The sequence below is a fragment of the Chlamydia sp. 04-14 genome (assembly GCF_036632095.1).
GTDB lineage: Bacteria > Chlamydiota > Chlamydiia > Chlamydiales > Chlamydiaceae > Chlamydia.
The window spans coordinates 187,453-206,716 of the sequence record NZ_JAPYKW010000002.1; the positions used below are offsets into that span (position 1 = coordinate 187,453).

Consider the following 19,264-nt stretch of genomic DNA (forward strand, 5'->3'; position numbering starts at 1 on the left):
AACAATACTAACAAGAGATTTCTTCTTCAGGGAAGAATTCAAGACTCTTATACGCTGAATTAAGAGATTTCATTAGTTCTTGTGTAGCAATACTAATGTCGTGCCCTCCTTCTTCTACCTTCTGAGAAATAGTGCGTATTGATGAAATTACTGTTGAATGATCTCTAGAAAATACATCTCCTATACGTACGTAAGATAAAGATAGTTTCTGGCGACATAGATACATAGCTACCTGCCTAGGCAATACGTATTCTCGAGATTGCGAACGCCCTAGAATACTCTCGGGAGATACACCATAATATTTAGCAACAGCGCGAACAATTCCCGAGGGGGTTAATCGCACACTCTCTGCAGCTTCCAGCACATCGTGTAGTAAAGATTGTATATCATCCTCATAAAGTAGTTGCTGGCCTAATTTCTTATAGGCAACACGTTTCGATAACAACGTGAGTGCGTCTATTAATGTTTTTACATTTGAAGATAGAGAATGAATCAAGAAATCCAAAGCAGTATCTTCTATACGGATAGATAACTGTTGGGCTTGATGCATAAGAAAACTTCTTAATCCTTCTTTTGTTAAAGGATGAATAGGAACGGCAACACCCCATTCGAAACGACTGATAAGTCGCTCCTCAATAGCCTTTAAATCTCCGGGTGCGTATGCCGAGGAAACGACTATCAATTTACCTTCAGTCTGCAAGGAATTAAAAGTATGGAAAAACTCTTCTTGAGTAGCTCCTTTACCTGAAAATACCTCTATATCTTCTATAAATAAGGCATCGACATTACGATAAAAAGAACGGAATCTTTGCATCTCTCCAGAGCGTATAGCTGAAACTAAATGTTCTGTAAATAAATCGGAAGCTACATAAAGAATTTTCCCTCCAGATTCTCGAAGAGCGTTTACCGCAGCCTGCATTAAATGTGTTTTGCCAGAACCTTCGGGTCCAAAAAGATAAATAGGATTAAAAGGAAAGCCTGTAGCGTCTTCTCCAGGCTTAGTAAACTCTTGTAGAATACGAAACGGTAAATCATTTTCAGGAGTTACAAGAAAATTAGAAAAAGTCATTTCAGGATTTACATTGCCATACTGCATAGTGAAGTAAGCAGTCTTTTCCTGTTGGATTTGCTTTTCTTTATAAAAAGGCGTGGTTTTATCTAAAGAGGTTACGTGAACACGGATCAACTTTCCATTATTGTTCACTAAATTAGTTTTAACCTTATGGCGTATATGCTCTTCAAACCAAGTCACTTGAAAAGAATCTTTGGCTTCAAGGTATAAATTACACGCGTCAAAACACAGGACTTTTAACGACCTTAACCATTTGTCTACAGTACTTGTACCAATTTCTTTTTCTTGTAGCAAAAGAAAGTCTTCCCACGCCCGCATAAAACTATCTCATCTAAATAGTTTTCATATATCTTCTTTAATATAAAAAAGCTTTTTTTTCAGTTGTTACCTTTGTCTTTTCTTATTAACAGAAATTTCATTTTTAAGATGTTTGCCATCTAAAATCTTATTAGTAACCCACTGCTGGATCAATCCAAGAAGCATAGAAGAAAACCAATAAATATTTAAACCTGAAGGGAAATTATAGAACATAAAGGTAAACAAGAGAGCCATCATTGTTCCCATTGTTTCCTGTTGTCTTTGTTGATCCGTAGCAGGTCCTTTCTTCTTCAAAGCGGAGATCTTTTGCTGAGCGAACATCACAATCCCTAATAAAATAGGAAGGAGATGAAACTCATTTCCAAGGAACCAAATTGGTGTAGTCCAAGAAAACAAAACGTCTGGCGCTGTTAAATTATCAATCCATCCAGGGATAAAAGATGCTCCTCGAAGTAAGAATGAGGATTTCAATAAATCAAACATAGCTATAAGAAACGGCAACTGAATCAATAACGGCAAACAGCCTGTAATAGGATTCACTTTATTAGTCTTATACAAAGCCATGACTTCCATTTGAGCACGCTTGGGCTCTTTCTTATATTTCTGTTGGATTTCCTGAATATAAGGAGACAACTTTTGCATGCGTCTCATAGAACGTATTGACCAAGCATTCAATGGATAGAGAAGTAATTTTAAGAATACAGTAAGTAGAATGATAGAAATCCCCCACGATCCCGTGATCATTCTGAAAAACTTCATAATAATGAAAAGCAAGGCTGCAAAAGGCTCAGTAATAAAAGCAAATAACCCTCGGAAAGTTATACAATCAAGATACTGAGGACTTTCACCTTTGGAATTGGTATAAGCCTGATCCAAAGCTCGTAATGTTGGCTCGGCTAGAGGTCCTGCATAAACAAGGAAACGATGTGTCCCTTTCTGATTAGGTAAAGGAAGTAAAGTTTCGTATCCAGGATATTTAGAAGCAGGATAGGCTTGATTTTTAGGAGATAATAGAGATAAACGTGTAGGAACAGAACTCCCAGGAACATAGGAAGCAGCATATCCTGCAGGGACATCTGTAAGTGGAGATAAGATGATACCAAAGTATCCATTAGAGTTGAGAATCCACTGAGGATATACTCCACTACGCAAAGCTAAAGGATCCTTAGCCTTAGGCAATTTTACCTTATCTAACTGGCCCTTATTTTTTTTAATAACATGATACTTAATAGACGGAGTAAATGCGTTGGACATAATTTCAACTTCGGGAACTCCAGAAGTTATCCACATGTCGTCACTAGCGTGATTTATACCAATCTCAACTTCAAAAGCATAAGGTTGATTTTGAGGTAAATTATAAGTTTTTTTAATAGAACCGTCATTACTTTCCAATTCCAACATAGTACTATTAAAAATAGAAACGCGGTATCCCGAAGCTACGGAATTGACAAGATCTCTTCCAGAAACAATGTTTAAAGCATGATAGCTAGAAGGAGTTCGTTTTTTAATATCAGAAAGAATTCCCCTGCGCAATAAAGGATAATACCCTCCTATGGTATCGGAAATTTCTTTTTTGTTCGCTCCTATCGAAGGAAGTCCAGGAAAAGAAGCTTCGCTAGGAACCTGAGCTTTCAAATCTCTATCAAAACCGATCTCATTAACTATACTCTTATTATCCTCAGAAGAAAATGGAAGGTTGATTCCCTCTACAGAACCACTCTCTTGAGAAACAACCAACTGCATATACTCATTAGAAAGAACAAAATATTGTCCGGAATTTACATCGATACTTCCTGATTGAGAATCATTAAAAATAGCGGCTTTGGTAATTGGGAGGTCTAAGGATTCTAATCTTTCTTCTTTGGAGTTATAAATACCTAAAGGAAGATACTCATTCCCGGACCTCCAAAAAACTAAAGAAGTGCCATAAACAACACTATCCTTATTATAAATCTTCCCTTGTTCTTGCTTATATTGACCCAAGAACACTACGGGTTCCTGATTATTACGAAACTCAACAACTAAAACAGGAAGCGCTTCGTTAGTTACGGGAAGAAATACTTTTCCTGTATTTAAAGGATCTGTGGGCTCATTTGCTTCACTATACAACGCAACATGAATATTATCACAAGCTGTGGTTTCCTCTATAAAATTCCAACGAATACCAGAAGAATAAACTGAATCTGCTGATCCCCCTTGATTCAAAAGGAGCAACTTATTCCCAACACGCACAGCGTAATGATTTTTATTTACCTCTTCTTCAAGAGATGTAGTCCAAGGAGAAACACTTAATCCCATAGACTTCGTTGCATCAAGCACTTGTTCTGAAATTGTTTTCTGTTTCTCTGTTAGAGCCTTGCAAGAACGAAAATCATTATAACCAAAAAAGATTTGACACCCTACAAAAGCTACGCCAACTAAAGAAACAAACAACAATGAACGTTTATTCATCTGATAAACTCTGAAAAATTAAACTAAAAAGCTAAAATACCATAGTATCTATTTATCTCCCATAAGAGATTCCTAACTACGTATGGAACTTTTTCTATTTTATAGATGAAGTCGAAGATGTGCCCTTTTTATTTTTAATAAAACAAGCCACACCTAAAGCCACACCGAATATAAATAGGGGTAACGATAGAATCTGTCCCATTGTTAATAAACTATTTGGGCCTAGAACTTTACCTTGATGGCTTTTAAAAAATTCAGCAAAAAAGCGAATCAAAGATATGCCTATTAATCCCAAAGATGTTGCGCATCCAGAACCTAAACGAAAATAACGTTTATAACTTAAGAAAAATAGGACCGTAGAAAGCAATAAGTAACTAACACCCTCATATAGTTGTACGGGATGCACAGAGACCCCCAAACTTCCTTGTGTAGGAGATGAAAAGATGATCCCCCAAGGCAGGTTTGTAGGCTTGCCTATGATCTCTTGATTCATGAAATTTCCAATACGAATCATAAAGGCCGCGCATCCAAATACAGAGGCACAAAGATCGCAAAGAAATAAAAAGGTCAGGATAGGAATTTTTTTCCTACATCTCCAAGAAAAAATAATTGCCCAGAGAATTAGACCTATCATACCTCCATGACTTGCTAATCCTCCATTCCAAACTTTTAAAATCTCTTGGGGATGTTTAAAGTAAAAATCGCCGCCATAAAACAAAACATAAGCTATCCGTGATCCTGGAATGATGAATAAAAGAGAGTAGAGAGCGAAATTTTCCAAAGCCTCACGAAGCTGATTTTTAGAAAATCTTTTTCTATCTTCTATAGTATAAGAAGATAATGCGAGATAAATACCAAGTATAGAGGCAAGTAAAATACCTAAAGAAAAGCACAGACCGTACCACGGGACTCTAATAGGGAAATTATCTGAATTCCATAAAAATTTTGAATGATTCCAATATATTGCTGATAAGAAGACTCGCATTATTCAATCCAAAATAGAAAAAAATATAACTTCCATATAGAATGGCTAAACTACAACAGACAAAAACATATGACTAATAATAAAAATCATTTACTTATTTGTCTCCCAGGCATTCTTTGGTTGTCAGCAGGAGTTAAACTACTTTTAAAAGCTTCCGTGGTTGTCTATCAACCGGATTTTTCCTTTAAAATTTTTGCTCCTCTAGCTATGGGAGCATGGATTATAGCATCTTTGAAGTACCGTTATTTATTATTAAAATCCGTGTCTTCTCAAAATGAACTATCCCTCCAACTACTCTCGAAAACTATATCAAAAAAAAATTACATAAAAAAATCTTTTATTTCCAAACGCTTCTTAATCATGGCTGCCATGATTTCCATATCTCTATTGCTGCGTAGATATATTGATAACCAGGCCATTCTATTTCTCATTCGCTCTACCATTGGTTATGCTCTCATTAAAACAGCTTTGACCTATTTTGCTAAATCCCACAAAACACTTTCAGAAAGTATTTAAATATAGATTTTCATTATGCAAACTGCACATATAGGAACAGATATCATTGAAATTTCTAGAATCCGTAAAGCAATAAAAACTCATAATCAAAGAATGTTGAATAGAATTTTCACTAAAGAGGAACAAGAATATTGTTTAAGACTAACTAATCCTTATCCCTCTTTTGCAGCAAGATTTGCCGGGAAAGAGGCCGTAGCCAAAGCTTTAGGAACAGGAATAGGGAAAGTTGTCTCTTGGAAAGATATAGAGATTCTTAAATCTTCAAAACAACCTGAGGTCCGTTTACCCTCAAGGATATATAAAAAATTAGGAATCTCTAAAGTGCTACTATCTATTAGCCATAGCCGTGAATATGCTACAGCGATGGCTATAGCCCTAATCTAAAAAACGTTCAGCTTCTAAAGCAGCCATACAACCACTTCCGGCAGCTGTAATAGCTTGTCTATAATGTTTATCCTGCACATCTCCTGCTGCAAATACTCCTGGAATAGAAGTTCTAGATGTTCCTTTATCAGTAATAATATACCCGTGCTCATCCAAAGCTAATTGGCCAGCTAGGAAATCTGTATTTGGTTTATGCCCAATAGCAAAAAATACACCTGCTGCATCATGTGAAGAGATCTCATTAGAAACATTATTTAAAATATCAACTGAACGAACAACAGTATCTCCAGAAATTTTCACTATTTCACTATTCCAGAGAAAAGTAATTTTTTCGTTAGATTCTGCCTTTTTTATCATCACTTTAGAAGCTCTTAAAGTATCCCTTCTATGAACAATATATACACGTTTTCCATAACGAGTGAGAAACATAGCTTCCTCTAAAGCAGAGTCTCCGCCTCCTATTACATATAAATCTTTATTTTTAAAAATAGGAGAAGCTCCATCACAAACAGCGCATGCTGTAACACCTTTTTGCCAGAATTCATTATCTGCTGCTCCAGGAATTTCTAAACGCTTTGCAGAAGCTCCCGTTGCTATAATACATGTATCACAGGTATATTTTTCTTCATTGGACATTACCACAAAAGGACGTGCGGCAAAATCGACTAAAGTGACATCTTTTGGAAGAATTTGAGTTCCAAAACGTCCAGATTGAGATTTCATATTATCCATTAACTTTTGGCCTAATATGCCCTCAGGGAATCCCGGAAAGTTTTCTACCTCGGTAGTAGTCATTAATTGACCACCAGCAATTCCGGAAAAAAATCCCTCGAATAAAATAGGACTTAAAAGTGCTCTTGAAGCATAAATCGCCGCAGTATAACCTGCGGGACCAGAGCCAATAATAATTACTTTAGCGTGAGTCATTTATTTTTACCCTACCGAATCATTTAGAAATAAAATCTAAAACAAATAAAAAATTTTTAAGCAACAAATTAGAATAAAAAACTGCTGCAAGGGAGATCTTGCCTTTTTTAAGGTTTATATTTACACTATCTTTTTTGACTTTGTAGTTTTTAGGAGAATAACATTAAATGCCAAAACAATCCGAATACACTTGGGGATCCAAAAAAATTCTTGATACTATAGATTGCCTCTCGGAAGACGTTGTTGAATTCAAAGATCTTCTATGCTCAACACACGGAATTACTTCAAGCGACGAGGAAACCACCAGTGAGATACAACCTGGCGCCATCCTAAAAGGTACTGTAGTTGATATCAATAAGGACTTCGTAGTCGTTGACGTTGGATTAAAATCCGAGGGAGTTATTCCGATGTCAGAATTCATAGATTCTTCTGAAGGTTTAGTTCTCGGTGCTGAAGTAGAGGTATACTTAGACCAAACTGAAGACGAAGAAGGAAAGGTTGTTTTATCTAGAGAAAAAGCTACTCGCCAACGACAGTGGGAACATATTTTAGCTCACTGTGAAGAAGGCTCTATCGTCAAAGGACAAATTATACGCAAAGTCAAAGGTGGTCTTATTGTTGATATTGGGATGGAAGCTTTTCTCCCTGGGTCACAAATCGACAATAAGAAAATTAAGAACTTAGATGATTATGTAGGCAAAGTCTGCGAATTTAAGATTCTTAAGATCAACATTGACAGAAGAAATGTTGTTGTTTCAAGAAGAGAACTCCTAGAAGCAGAACGAATTTCTAAAAAAGCAGAACTTATCGAACAAATTAATATTGGTGAACGCCGCCGAGGTGTTGTTAAAAATATTACAGATTTCGGTGTGTTCTTAGATCTAGATGGCATCGATGGTCTCCTCCATATTACAGATATGACATGGAAACGTATCCGTCATCCGTCTGAAATGGTAGAACTCAATCAAGAGCTTGAAGTTATTATTCTAAGCGTTGACAAAGAAAAAGGACGCGTTGCTCTAGGTCTTAAGCAAAAAGAACATAATCCATGGGAAGATATTGAGAAGAAATATCCTCCAGGAAAACGTGTTACTGGTAAAATTGTTAAACTTCTCCCTTATGGCGCCTTTATTGAGATTGAAGAAGGTATCGAAGGCCTAATCCACGTTTCTGAAATGTCTTGGGTAAAGAATGTTGTTGATCCTAGCGAAGTAGTAAACAAAGGCGATGAAGTTGAGGCTATCGTTCTATCTATTCAAAAAGACGAAGGCAAAATTTCCTTAGGTTTAAAACAAACAGAACATAATCCATGGGATAATATCGAAGAGAAATATCCTATCGGTCTACATGTACATGCAGAAATCAAAAATCTAACGAATTATGGAGCTTTTGTTGAATTGGAGCCAGGTATCGAAGGTCTAATTCACATCTCTGATATGAGCTGGATAAAAAAAGTATCTCATCCTTCTGAACTCTTCAAAAAAGGTAGCACTGTCGAAGCTGTTATTCTTTCTGTAGACAAGGAAAGTAAAAAAATTACTCTCGGAGTCAAACAATTAAGTTCCAATCCATGGAATGAAATTGAAGAAATGTTCCCAACAGGAAGCAATATTTCTGGCGTAGTAACTAAAATCACCGCATTTGGGGCATTTGTAGAACTGCAAAATGGTATTGAAGGTCTGATTCACGTTTCAGAACTATCTGAAAAACCTTTTTCAAAAATTGAAGATATTATCTCAATTGGCGATTCTGTATCTGCAAAAGTCATCAAACTCGACCCAGATCACAAGAAAGTATCTCTTTCAGTGAAAGAATACTTAGCTGATAAACAACATGATCACATGGATACAGATTTAAATAATTTGGACCTAGAAGATTTAGTTGGTTCAGACAAAAAGAAAAAAGGGAAATAATATTACTTAAAAGGTTGAGCTTATGTTTTTTATAGCATAAGCTTGCCTTGGTTTAGCACTCTGTCTGTTTCCTTATTTATAAGAGGAGTATAATGAATAAAGATCTTGTAGCTATTTTTGACTACATGGAGAAGGAAAAAGGAATTCAACGTCCTGTTATCATAGGTGCGATTGAATCAGCCTTAAAAATTGCAGCAAAAAAAACACTAAGAGATGATGCTAACGTTTCTGTAAATATTAATTCTCGAACTGGTGATATAGAAGTCTTTTGCGAGAAAGAAATCGTAGAAGTATGTGAAAATCCCAGTAAAGAGATTCCTTTGGACAAAGCTAGAGAATACGATCCTGAATGCCAAATCGGGCAATACATGGACGTCCCCTTTGTTTCTGAGCATTTCGGAAGAATCGCTGCTCACGCAGCCCGACAGATTATCGGTCAAAAACTACGTCATGCTGAAAGAGATGTTATCTATGAAGAATATCGCCATAGAGTCAATGAAATCCTTTCTGGAGTTGTTAAGCGATTTGCCAAAGGGTCAAATTTAGTTATAGATTTAGGAAAAGTTGAAGGGCTTCTACCCGCCCGTTGTTATCCAAAAACAGAAAAACACAAAGTCGGTGATAAGATTTACGCTTTACTATACGAAGTTCAGGAATCTGAAAATGGTGGAGCTGAAGTTATTCTTAGCCGTAGCCATCCCGAATTTGTTAAGCAACTTTTCTTACAAGAAGTTCCAGAATTGGAAGAAGGTTCTGTAGAAATTGTTAAAATTGCTCGTGAAGCAGGCTATAGAACTAAATTAGCTGTAAGCTCATCTGACCCCAAAACAGATCCTGTGGGAGCTTTTGTTGGAATGAGAGGTTCCCGAGTGAAGAATATCATTCGAGAATTAAATGACGAGAAAATAGATATTGTAAACTATTCTCCCGTGACCACAGAATTATTACAAAATTTGCTTTGCCCCATAGAAATTCAAAAGATTGCGATCTTAGAAGATGACAAGGTTATTGCTATAGTCGTTCAAGATACTGATTATGCAACAGTAATCGGTAAGCGAGGAATTAACGCTCGATTGATTAGTCAAATTTTAGACTACGAGCTCGAAGTCCAACGTATGAGCGAATACAATAAACTATTAGAAATTCAACGCCTACAATTAGCGGAATTCGATAATCCTCAATTAGATGAGCCGCTAGATATGGAAGGTATTAGTAAGTTGGTTGTCCAGAATCTTGTACACGCAGGATACGACACGATCAGAAAGGTATTATTAGCCAGTGCTAATGATCTTGCTTCTGTTCCTGGAATCAGTTTAGAACTTGCTTATAAGATCCTTGAGCAAGTCAGCAAATATGGAGAAGGCAAAGTTGACGAAAAACCTAAAATTGAAGATTAAAAACGCTCAATTAACGAAAGCTGCTGGATTAGATAAGTTAAAGCAAAAATTAGCTCAGGCAGGATCTTCAGACACGAAAAGCTCTTCAGAAAAGCCTTCAACTAAGGTTCCTGAAAAAGTTGTAAAAGAAAAAGTCGTGAAGAAAAAGAGTGTTGTAGATCCTAGTGTGCCTACGATGACTGAACCTGTCTCCACTGAAATTTCTCCACGTAGAATTCGAGCTAAAAATCGTTCATCATTTGTATCTGAAGATTTGAATACCTCTTCCTCAGTTTCAGAGGATTCTGACACCGTTGTGTTGTCCGACTCTGCAACAGAAGAATCGGATTCTTTAGTGGATACAGAGCAAGAAATCTCAGAGTCAACTCCTCCTCCTGTAATTGAAGAATCTGAAACAATTGCTAAGGAACCCCCTGCTCCGAAAAAAGAGCCAGAAGTTGTAGTTAAAAAAGAGCCTCCTAGAAGTGTTGTTTCTATAAAGTCCAATTTTGGACCTACTGGGAAGCATATTAATCATTTATTAGCCAAAACGTTTAAAGCTCCTAAAAAAGAGGATAAACCTGCTCCAAAAGAACGAACAGGAACACCTCAGGCAAAGCCTCAGCAATCTTCTGAGACTACAAACGATAAACAGCATTCTCCGAATAATCGGACATCTCAGCCATTTTATCGTAGAGATACGTCCAAAAAACCAGGATCTGATTTTAGGGATCGTGCGAAAAAAGATGACAATCCCAAAGCGTTTACTGGAAGAGATCGTTACGGTCTGAATGATAGTAGCGACGATGATAAGTGGAGAAAAAAACGTGTTCAGAAAACTAAAAAACACTACGACGAACACACCATACAACGCCCTACACATATTAAAGTACCTCTTCCTATCACGATCAAAGATCTTGCAGCAGAGATGAAGCTTAAGGCTTCTGAGCTTATTCAGAAGATGTTCATCCACGGTATGACTTATGTTGTAAACGATATTCTGGATAATGAAACAACAGTACAATTTATTGGTTTAGAGTTTGGCTGTACAATCGATATCGATTCGTCAGAACAAGATAAACTCTGTATTGAAAGTAATACTGTTAAAGAAGAAATCCAAGAAACAGATCCAAGCAAGCTGATTATTCGTCCACCTATTGTTGCTTTTATGGGTCACGTCGATCACGGGAAAACCACTTTAATCGACTCATTAAGAAAAACTAATGTAGCAGCTGTAGAAGCTGGAGCCATTACTCAGCACATGGGAGCCTTCTGCTGCTCAACAGCCGTTGGTAATCTTACTATCCTGGATACTCCTGGCCACGAAGCTTTTTCTGCTATGAGGGCTCGCGGAGCAGAAGTTTGTGATATTGTTGTTCTCGTAGTTGCTGGTGATGAAGGCATCAAAGAGCAAACATTAGAAGCTGTCAAACATGCTCGAGCCGCAAATATTACGATTGTCGTAGCTATTAATAAGTGCGACAAACCCAATTTTAATGCTGAAACTATTTACAGACAGCTTTCTGAAATCGAGCTATTACCAGAAGCTTGGGGTGGTACAACTGTAACAATCAATACCTCTGCAAAAACTGGAGAAGGTTTATCTGAACTTTTAGAAATGCTTGCTTTACAAGCAGAAGTTTTAGAACTAAAAGCTAACCCATCTGCTCGTGCTCGCGGAATTGTTATTGAATCTGAACTACACAAGGGCTTAGGTGCGGTTGCGACTATTTTAGTACAAAACGGAACTCTTCATCTTGGTGAAGCATTAGTCTTTAACGATTGCTACGGCAAAGTTAAAACAATGCATAACGAACATAATCAGTTAATGACTTCGGCCAGTCCTTCTGTCCCTGCTTTAATCACTGGATTATCTAGCATGCCAAAAGCTGGTGATCCTTTCGTAGTTGTTAAGAGCGAAAAAACAGCTAAAGAAATTATTGGAGCTAGACTTGCTGGCCAACAGAAATTTGCTCTGCAGAAAAAACGTCCTAACTTTGATGCTATGCTGCAGAACAAAAAAATCTTGAAGCTTATTATCAAAGCCGATGTTCAAGGATCTATCGAAGCTTTAGCCAACTCTATCTTAAAGATTGTATCGGATAAGGTGAGCGCAGAAATTCTTTCTAATAGCGTTGGAGAGATTTCCGAATCAGATATCCGCTTGGCCGCAGCATCTAAAGCCGTTATTATTGGTTTCCATACCGGAATAGAAAGTCATGCCGAATCTCTAATCAAGAACTTAGGGGTGAAGGTTCAACTATTTAACATTATCTACCATGCTGTAGATGCTGTTAAAGAAATGATGACAGCATTACTCGATCCTATTGCTGAAGAGAAAAATCTAGGTTCTGCCGAAATCAAAGAAACCTTTAAGTCTTCACAATTAGGTACAATTTACGGTTGCTTGGTCTCCGAAGGTATAATGACCAGAAATCAAAAAGTTCGTGTTGTACGTGATAATGAAGTTATCTGGAAAGGCAACTTATCCTCTCTAAAACGAATTAAAGAAGACGTTAGAGAGGTTAAGAAGGGGCTTGAATGTGGTATTTTATTAGAAGGATATCAACATGCTCAGGTAGGTGATATTCTACAATGTTACGAAGTAATCTATCATCCACAAAAGCTTTAAAATATTATGACTGAAAATAGACGCATAAAAAAGGTTAATTCATTACTTCGTGAAGCGATTGCCAATGTAATCTTAAAAGATGTAAAGCACCCGAAAATTTCGAATCGTTGGATTACGGTTACTAGGGTGTGTTTATCTAAGGACTTACACGCAGCTCGTGTCTATGTTTCAATTATGCCTCACGAGAATACATCAACAGAAACTTTAGAAGCGTTAAAAGCATCGGCAGGATACATTGCTTACAAGGCTTCTAAAGGCGTTGTACTCAAGTATTTTCCTGAGATACACTTTTATCTCGAAGATATTTTTTCTCCACAAGATCATATAGAAAACTTGCTCTGGAAAATACGAGAACAAGATAAGAATTAATATTATCTGCCTAGAAAGATCTAACATTGACGACATCATTATGGAACTTGCTACAGAACTTAAAGAAGGTATTCTTTTAGTAGATAAGCCTCAGGGAAGAACCTCATTTAGTCTCATTCGTACTTTAACGAAATCAATTGGAGTTAAAAAAATTGGTCATGCAGGTACTCTCGATCCTTTTGCTACAGGCGTGATGGTCATGTTAATAGGTCGTAAATTTACACGACTTTCTGACGTTTTGTTATTTGAAGATAAAGAATATGCTGCAGTTGCCCATCTAGGGACAACTACGGATTCTTATGATTGTGATGGTAAAATTGTTGGTAGATCAAAAAAAGTGCCAACCTACGAACAAATAATGGAAGCTGCGCAATATTTCCAAGGAGAAATCCAACAAATCCCTCCTATGTTTTCTGCAAAAAAGATCAATGGGAAAAAACTCTATGAATATGCGCGGCAAGGGTTATCAATAGAGCGTCGTCAATCTACAGTTCAGGTAAGTTTACAAATTACAAAATACGAATATCCCCTATTACATTTTTCCGTGCAGTGTAGTAAAGGAACTTATATTCGTAGTATTGCTCATGAACTAGGAAACATGTTAGGCTGTGGAGCTTATTTGGAAGAACTCCGACGTTTACGTAGTGGAAGTTTTTCTATAGATCAATGTATTGACGGTTGTCTTTTAGACTGTCCTGAGTTTGATATATCTCCTTACCTAAGAGACTTTAATGGAAACATTCTATAGTTTAACATCGATCCCTTCTTCTGTGGATTCTATAACTATAGGTTTTTTTGATGGTTGCCATTTAGGTCATAAACAGCTACTCACTGCCCTATCTTCTTTCCCAGGAACATCAGGGATAATTACCTTTGATTTACACCCTCAGGCGATTTTACAATCACCCACTCCTAAGCTAATTACAAGTACAAAAGAAAGGTTCCTTCTTCTACAAGATTTCTCTATAGATTATTTATGTATTCTCCCTTTCACTAAGAATTTTGCTAATCAATCTGCTGAAAGTTTCATACTTTCCCTACATCAAACTTTAGGGTGTAAACGTTTAGTATTAGGATATGATTCTAGATTAGGTAAGGGTGGGCAAGGAAATGCTACAACATTACAGCCGCTAACAAAATCCTTAGAGATGGAAATTATCGAGATACCTCCATATAAGATTGATAATGAGATAGTCTCCAGTAAAAAAATTCGCCAATTCTTAATACAGGGCGATCTAGATAACGCGAACCGTCATTTAGGACATTCCTATAGATATACAGGAAAAATTGAAACAGGTTATGGTTTGGGGACAAAATTAGGCGTCGCTACTATTAATCTTCCTCAAGAGCAGTGCTTGCTTCCTTACGGAGTATATGCATGTGAAATAGAACACCGAACTACGTCATATCAAGGAATTATGAATCTTGGAGAAGCTCCTACAGTAGGTAGAGATTCCCTATGCTTAGAAGCTCATCTATTTAATTTTTCTGGGAACTTATATGGTGAGATAGTCTCTGTAATCCCTAAGAAGTTCCTTCGCAAAGAAAGGAAATTCCCTTCTAAAGAAGACTTGTCGAAAGCTATTCACAAAGACATTGCTGATGCGAAAGTATTTTTTACTACTAATTGTGTAAGAAAAGCATAATGTCGCCGTCTTGAACGATGTAGTCTCTACCTTCTGCTCGCAATTTACCAGCTTCACGAACTCCCGCACGACCGTCATAAGTTATCATATCTTCAAGAGTAACAACTTCTGCACGAATGAATCCTTTTTGGATATCCGTATGGATTTGCCCTGCAGCTTCGGCAGCCGTAGATCCTATAGGAATAGTCCAAGCTCGAGTTTCTTGTGGTCCAGTTGTAAAGTACGAAATCAATCCGAGCGTTTGGTAGGAAGCGCGTACTAGTCGATTCAATCCTGATTCTTTAAGACCTAAACTATTTAAAAAATCCTGACGCTCTTCTACAGGAAGAGAGATCACCTCTTCCTCTAATTGAACGCAAATAGGAACCACTTGAGCATTTTCCTTCTTAGCGATCTCTTGAACGATAGCAACATAATCGTTATGCATAGTTGCTATAGAGTCCTCTCCTATATTGGCTATATATAGCATAGGCTTGGCTGTTAAAAATGGATAAGGCTTTAACTGTATTTCCTCTTCATGAGATAAATCCAAAGTACGTACAGGCTGACCGCTTTCTAAATGTTTAATTACCCTATCTAATAAAGGTAAAACAATCCCAAGATCTTTTTTACCCTTAGCTTGCTTTTCTAACTTACTATGAATACTTGTCGCTGAAGAGAAATCAGAGAAAATCAACTCTAAATTTATTACTGAAATATCGTCACTGGGGTCTATTTTTCCGGAGACGTGGGTAACGTCATCATTATCAAAACAACGAACAACATGAGCTATAGCATGAGTCTCACGAATATGAGAAAGGAATCTATTTCCTAATCCTGCGCCGTCTGCGGCTCCTTTTACTAAACCTGCGATATCAACAAATTTCATATCGGCATAAATAATTTTCTGACTTTGGCTCATCTTAGCCAAAATATCTAAACGGTTATCAATAACCGGAACAATACCAATATTTGGATCAATTGTACAAAAGGGATAGTTACAAGAAGCTACTTGTGCTCCAGTAAGGGCATTAAATAGTCCTGACTTACCTACATTAGGAAGTCCTACGATCCCACACTCTGTATGCCCCATATGTCATCTTTTGTAGATATTCTTAACGTTCACCTTTCAGTAGGCAAGAATTCCCACAAACATTAGGACCGTTGATCCTACGCCTGTGGGAGTTTGCACTAGGCTCTTTAGTATTTTGAACCTAGCACCTTTAGTGTGATCACTAAAGACAATAAAGGATTAAATGTTTCCTGACCAATATTTTCTTAACAACTTATTATTAGATCTTTCTAAGAAAAGTCTAAAAAAACTTTTATTAAGGCAAGAGAAGAGTATAACAGTTAAGATTCAATCTCCTAGGCTTCTCTCTTGTGAAAAACACGCTTATAAGGTAATTTGCAGATTATTCCTATTTAATGCTCTTTATCTAAATTTGGCCAAGCGATGGGTGAAAAAACAGAAAAGGCGACCCCGAAGCGTCTTAGAGACGCCAGGAAAAAAGGCCAGGTAGCAAAATCTCAGGATTTTCCTTCCGCGGTAACCTTTATCGTTTCGATGTTCACAACATTTTATCTATCGTCGTTTTTTGCAAAACATCTTGGTAGTTTTTTAGTTTCTATTTTTAAAGAAGCTCCTACAAATCATGACCCTAGAGTTACGTTATACTACTTGCATAGCTGCTTAACTTTAATTCTAACGACTTCTCTCCCATTGCTCGGAGCTGTAGGTTTTGTTGGTATTCTTGTTGGATTTCTTGTTGTAGGGCCAACTTTTTCTACAGAGGTTTTCAAACCCGACTTAAAAAAGTTCAACCCTATTGAGAACTTAAAACAAAAATTTAAAGTAAAGACTCTAATCGAGTTGCTAAAGTCTATTTTAAAGATTTTTGGCGCTGCCTTAATTCTGTACGTTACACTGAAAAACCGTGTGCCATTGATTATAGAAACTGCAGGAGTCTCTCCAATCGTCATTGCTGTGATCTTTAAACAGATACTTTATAAAGCAGTCACATCAATTGGTATTTTTTTCTTAGTCGTTGCCGTTCTTGACTTAGTGTATCAAAGAAAGAACTTTGCTAAAGAACTAAAAATGGAAAAGTTTGAGGTTAAACAGGAATTTAAGGATACAGAAGGTAATCCAGAGATTAAGGGCCGGCGTCGTCAGATTGCTCAAGAAATCGCTTACGAAGATACCTCTTCTCAAATTAAGCATGCGAGTGCGGTGGTCTCTAATCCTAAGGATATAGCTGTAGCTATCGGTTATATGCCGGAAAAATATAAAGCTCCATGGATTATTGCTATGGGAATTAATTTGCGTGCAAAAAGAATCATTACAGAAGCTGAAAAATATGGTATTCCTATTATGAGGAATGTGCCTTTGGCGCATCAGCTTTGGGATGAAGGAAAAGAGTTGAAGTTTATTCCAGAGTCGACGTATGAAGCTATTGGAGAAATCCTTCTCTACATCACTTCCCTTAATGCACAAAATCCTAACAATAAAAATATTAACCAACCCGATAATCTATAATGAACAAGCTACTCAATTTTGTTAGTAGAACCTTTGGGGGAGAAGCAGCCCTAAACATGATCAATAAATCGAGTGACCTCATCCTTGCTCTATGGATGATTGGCGTCGTTTTAATGATCATCTTGCCCCTACCTCCGACTATCGTCGACTTGATGATCACTATCAACTTAGCAGTTTCTGTCTTCTTATTGATGGTGGCTTTATATATTCCTAGTGCATTGCAGTTATCGGTTTTTCCTTCTCTACTCTTGATTACAACGATGTTTCGTTTAGGAATTAATATTTCTTCATCAAGACAGATTCTCCTTAAAGCTTATGCGGGTCACGTCATTCAAGCTTTCGGAGATTTCGTCGTTGGAGGGAACTACGTTGTTGGATTTATTATCTTCTTAATCATTACGATCATTCAGTTTATCGTCGTTACTAAAGGTGCTGAGCGTGTTGCCGAAGTTGCTGCGAGATTCCGATTAGATGCTATGCCCGGTAAGCAGATGGCTATTGACGCCGATTTGCGAGCAGGCATGATTGATGCACAACAAGCTCGTGATAAACGAGGAATGATTCAGAAGGAAAGTGAACTTTATGGAGCCATGGATGGTGCTATGAAGTTCATTAAAGGAGACGTTATCGCGGGTATCGTTATCTCCTTGATTAACATCGTTGGCGGTTTGACTATTGGCGTGGCTATGCACGGAATGGATCTTGCTCAAGCTGCACACGTCTATACTCTTTTATCTATCGGTGACGGTTTAGTCTCTCAGATTCCTTCACTACTTATCTCCTTAACTGCTGGTATTGTGACCACTCGTGTTTCTAGTGATAAAAACACGAACCTTGGTAAAGAGATTTCTTCTCAGTTAGTTAAGGAACCTAGGGCATTGCTTCTAGCTTCTGCAGCAACTTTAGGTGTGGGATTCTTTAAAGGATTCCCTCTTTGGTCGTTCTCCATTCTATCTTTTATCTTCGGTCTTCTAGGCGTTATTCTTCTAGCGAAGAAAAACAGCACCGCTAAAAAAGGAGCTTCGGGAGCATCGACAACAGTGGGAGCTGCTGCTGACGGAGCAGCAACAGCTGGTGATAATCCAGACGATTATGCACTAACTTTACCTGTGATTTTAGAGTTGGGTAAAGATCTATCTAAGTTAATTCAACATAGGACAAAATCAGGTCAAAGCTTTATTGACGATATGATTCCTAAAATGCGTCAAGCTTTGTATCAAGATATTGGTATTCGTTATCCGGGAATTCACGTACGTACTGATTCTCCTTCTCTAGAAGGACATGACTATATGATCCTTCTTAATGAAGTTCCCTATGTTCGCGGGAAGGTTCCCCCAAATCACGTGTTAACTAATGAAGTAGAAGAGAATCTTAAAAGATACAATCTTCCTTTCTTAACTTATAAAAATGCTGCTGGCTTACCCTCTGCTTGGGTTAGTGAAGATGCTAAAGCTATTTTAGAAAAAGCAGCTATTAAATACTGGACGCCTTTAGAGGTGATTATCCTCCATCTCTCGTACTTCTTCCATAGAAGTTCTCAAGAGTTCTTGGGAATTCAAGAAGTCCGTTCTATGATTGAATTTATGGAACGTTCGTTCCCCGATCTTGTTAAGGAAGTTACTAGGCTTATTCCTCTACAAAAGCTTACTGAAATCTTCAAACGCTTAGTCCAAGAGCAAATCTCTATTAAGGATTTGCGTACAATTTTAGAATCATTGAGTGAGTGGGCACAAACAGAAAAAGATACCGTATTGCTTACTGAATACGTACGTTCTTCTCTTAAACTCTATATTAGCTTTAAATTTTCTCAGGGCCAATCTGCAATTTCTGTTTATTTATTAGATCCAGAAATTGAAGAAATGATCCGCGGAGCGATTAAGCAAACCTCTGCAGGATCTTATCTTGCTTTAGATCCTGATTCCGTAAACCTGATCTTAAAATCTATGAGAAATACGATTACGCCAACACCTCCTGGAGGTCAGCCCCCTGTGCTGTTGACAGCAATTGACGTAAGACGATATGTAAGGAAATTAATAGAAACAGAATTCCCTGATATCGCTGTGATTTCTTATCAAGAGATTCTCCCAGAGATTCGTATCCAGCCATTAGGAAGAATTCAGATTTTCTAGTAAGTATCTGTCGATTCTTAAAGAGGAT

Annotated in this window: 15 protein-coding genes; 10 read left to right on the top strand and 5 right to left on the bottom strand. The window is 37.3% G+C overall.

The genetic code is table 11. The features are described from left to right. Positions 1–7: 7 nt before the first annotated feature. From dnaA to O6937_RS03420, 3 genes are all read right to left on the bottom strand, one after another. Complete coding sequence (gene dnaA, locus O6937_RS03410) at positions 8–1,390, bottom strand: chromosomal replication initiator protein DnaA (RefSeq protein WP_332390265.1); 1,383 nt, start codon at positions 1,388–1,390, stop codon at positions 8–10. Positions 1,391–1,456: 66 nt separating this feature from the next. Next, positions 1,457–3,841, bottom strand: coding sequence for a membrane protein insertase YidC (gene yidC, locus O6937_RS03415; RefSeq protein WP_332390266.1), 2,385 nt, complete (start codon positions 3,839–3,841; stop codon positions 1,457–1,459). 94 nt (positions 3,842–3,935) lie between these two features. After that, on the bottom strand, positions 3,936–4,826 hold the full coding sequence (locus O6937_RS03420) for a prolipoprotein diacylglyceryl transferase (RefSeq protein WP_332390267.1): 891 nt from the start codon (positions 4,824–4,826) through the stop codon (positions 3,936–3,938). Positions 4,827–4,895: 69 nt separating this feature from the next. On the opposite strand from O6937_RS03420, the gene O6937_RS03425 reads away from it, so the two are divergent. Both O6937_RS03425 and acpS read left to right on the top strand, forming a co-directional pair. Next, complete coding sequence (locus O6937_RS03425) at positions 4,896–5,342, top strand: hypothetical protein (RefSeq protein ID WP_332390268.1); 447 nt, start codon at positions 4,896–4,898, stop codon at positions 5,340–5,342. A gap of 15 nt (positions 5,343–5,357) precedes the next feature. Then, the gene (gene acpS / locus O6937_RS03430) at positions 5,358–5,726 is read left to right on the top strand and encodes a holo-ACP synthase (protein ID WP_332390269.1); all 369 of its coding nucleotides are present in this window, start codon (positions 5,358–5,360) and stop codon (positions 5,724–5,726) included. Here acpS and trxB read toward each other — a convergent pair. Beyond that, on the bottom strand, positions 5,718–6,653 hold the full coding sequence (gene trxB / locus O6937_RS03435; protein ID WP_332390270.1) for a thioredoxin-disulfide reductase: 936 nt from the start codon (positions 6,651–6,653) through the stop codon (positions 5,718–5,720). The two genes, acpS and trxB, sit on opposite strands and share 9 nt — an antisense overlap. A 167-nt stretch (positions 6,654–6,820) precedes the next feature. On the opposite strand from trxB, the gene rpsA reads away from it, so the two are divergent. The 6 genes from rpsA (at position 6,821) to O6937_RS03465 (ending at position 14,589) form a co-directional block, all read left to right on the top strand. Next, entirely contained in the window at positions 6,821–8,566 is a 1,746-nt protein-coding gene (gene rpsA / locus O6937_RS03440) for a 30S ribosomal protein S1 (protein ID WP_332381409.1), read from the top strand. A gap of 92 nt (positions 8,567–8,658) precedes the next feature. Further along, positions 8,659–9,963, top strand: a complete 1,305-nt coding sequence (gene nusA, locus O6937_RS03445; RefSeq protein WP_213240838.1) for a transcription termination factor NusA — start codon at positions 8,659–8,661, stop codon at positions 9,961–9,963. Continuing rightward, positions 9,920–12,574 (top strand): translation initiation factor IF-2, encoded by a 2,655-nt coding sequence (infB, locus tag O6937_RS03450; protein WP_332390271.1) that lies wholly within the window; start codon positions 9,920–9,922, stop codon positions 12,572–12,574. The genes nusA and infB overlap by 44 nt, the downstream gene beginning before the upstream one ends. Before the next feature lie 6 nt (positions 12,575–12,580). Beyond that, a complete protein-coding gene (gene rbfA, locus O6937_RS03455; protein ID WP_332390272.1) occupies positions 12,581–12,943 on the top strand; it encodes a 30S ribosome-binding factor RbfA in 363 nt (120 codons plus the stop codon). 40 nt (positions 12,944–12,983) lie between these two features. Beyond that, entirely contained in the window at positions 12,984–13,691 is a 708-nt protein-coding gene (gene truB / locus O6937_RS03460; protein WP_332390273.1) for a tRNA pseudouridine(55) synthase TruB, read from the top strand. Then, positions 13,675–14,589, top strand: coding sequence for a bifunctional riboflavin kinase/FAD synthetase (locus O6937_RS03465; protein ID WP_332390274.1), 915 nt, complete (start codon positions 13,675–13,677; stop codon positions 14,587–14,589). Before truB ends, O6937_RS03465 begins: the two co-directional genes overlap by 17 nt. On the opposite strand, the gene ychF is transcribed toward O6937_RS03465, so the two are convergent. Beyond that, positions 14,567–15,661: a redox-regulated ATPase YchF gene (ychF, locus tag O6937_RS03470; RefSeq protein ID WP_332390275.1), complete on the bottom strand. Its 1,095-nt coding sequence runs from the start codon at positions 15,659–15,661 to the stop codon at positions 14,567–14,569. The two genes, O6937_RS03465 and ychF, sit on opposite strands and share 23 nt — an antisense overlap. 363 nt (positions 15,662–16,024) lie before the next feature. Here ychF and sctU point away from each other — a divergent pair, with 363 nt between their 5' ends. Then, on the top strand, positions 16,025–17,107 hold the full coding sequence (gene sctU, locus O6937_RS03475; RefSeq protein WP_117274253.1) for a type III secretion system export apparatus subunit SctU: 1,083 nt from the start codon (positions 16,025–16,027) through the stop codon (positions 17,105–17,107). Further along, positions 17,107–19,236 carry a type III secretion system export apparatus subunit SctV gene (gene sctV, locus O6937_RS03480; protein WP_332390276.1) on the top strand — a complete coding sequence of 710 codons (2,130 nt, stop codon included), beginning with the start codon at positions 17,107–17,109 and terminating at the stop codon, positions 19,234–19,236. Before sctU ends, sctV begins: the two co-directional genes overlap by 1 nt. Positions 19,237–19,264 lie beyond the last annotated feature (28 nt).

Bases quoted from the DNA above. Each gene is read 5' to 3' on its own strand.
- dnaA (WP_332390265.1), bottom strand. From the start codon at position 1,390: ATGCGGGCGTGGGAAGACTTTCTTTTGCTACAAGAAAAAGAAATTGGT.
- yidC (WP_332390266.1), bottom strand. From the start codon at position 3,841: ATGAATAAACGTTCATTGTTGTTTGTTTCTTTAGTTGGCGTAGCTTTT.
- O6937_RS03420 (WP_332390267.1), bottom strand. From the start codon at position 4,826: ATGCGAGTCTTCTTATCAGCAATATATTGGAATCATTCAAAATTTTTA.
- O6937_RS03425 (WP_332390268.1), top strand. From the start codon at position 4,896: ATGACTAATAATAAAAATCATTTACTTATTTGTCTCCCAGGCATTCTT.
- acpS (WP_332390269.1), top strand. From the start codon at position 5,358: ATGCAAACTGCACATATAGGAACAGATATCATTGAAATTTCTAGAATC.
- trxB (WP_332390270.1), bottom strand. From the start codon at position 6,653: ATGACTCACGCTAAAGTAATTATTATTGGCTCTGGTCCCGCAGGTTAT.
- rpsA (WP_332381409.1), top strand. From the start codon at position 6,821: ATGCCAAAACAATCCGAATACACTTGGGGATCCAAAAAAATTCTTGAT.
- nusA (WP_213240838.1), top strand. From the start codon at position 8,659: ATGAATAAAGATCTTGTAGCTATTTTTGACTACATGGAGAAGGAAAAA.
- infB (WP_332390271.1), top strand. From the start codon at position 9,920: ATGGAGAAGGCAAAGTTGACGAAAAACCTAAAATTGAAGATTAAAAAC.
- rbfA (WP_332390272.1), top strand. From the start codon at position 12,581: ATGACTGAAAATAGACGCATAAAAAAGGTTAATTCATTACTTCGTGAA.
- truB (WP_332390273.1), top strand. From the start codon at position 12,984: ATGGAACTTGCTACAGAACTTAAAGAAGGTATTCTTTTAGTAGATAAG.
- O6937_RS03465 (WP_332390274.1), top strand. From the start codon at position 13,675: ATGGAAACATTCTATAGTTTAACATCGATCCCTTCTTCTGTGGATTCT.
- ychF (WP_332390275.1), bottom strand. From the start codon at position 15,661: ATGGGGCATACAGAGTGTGGGATCGTAGGACTTCCTAATGTAGGTAAG.
- sctU (WP_117274253.1), top strand. From the start codon at position 16,025: ATGGGTGAAAAAACAGAAAAGGCGACCCCGAAGCGTCTTAGAGACGCC.
- sctV (WP_332390276.1), top strand. From the start codon at position 17,107: ATGAACAAGCTACTCAATTTTGTTAGTAGAACCTTTGGGGGAGAAGCA.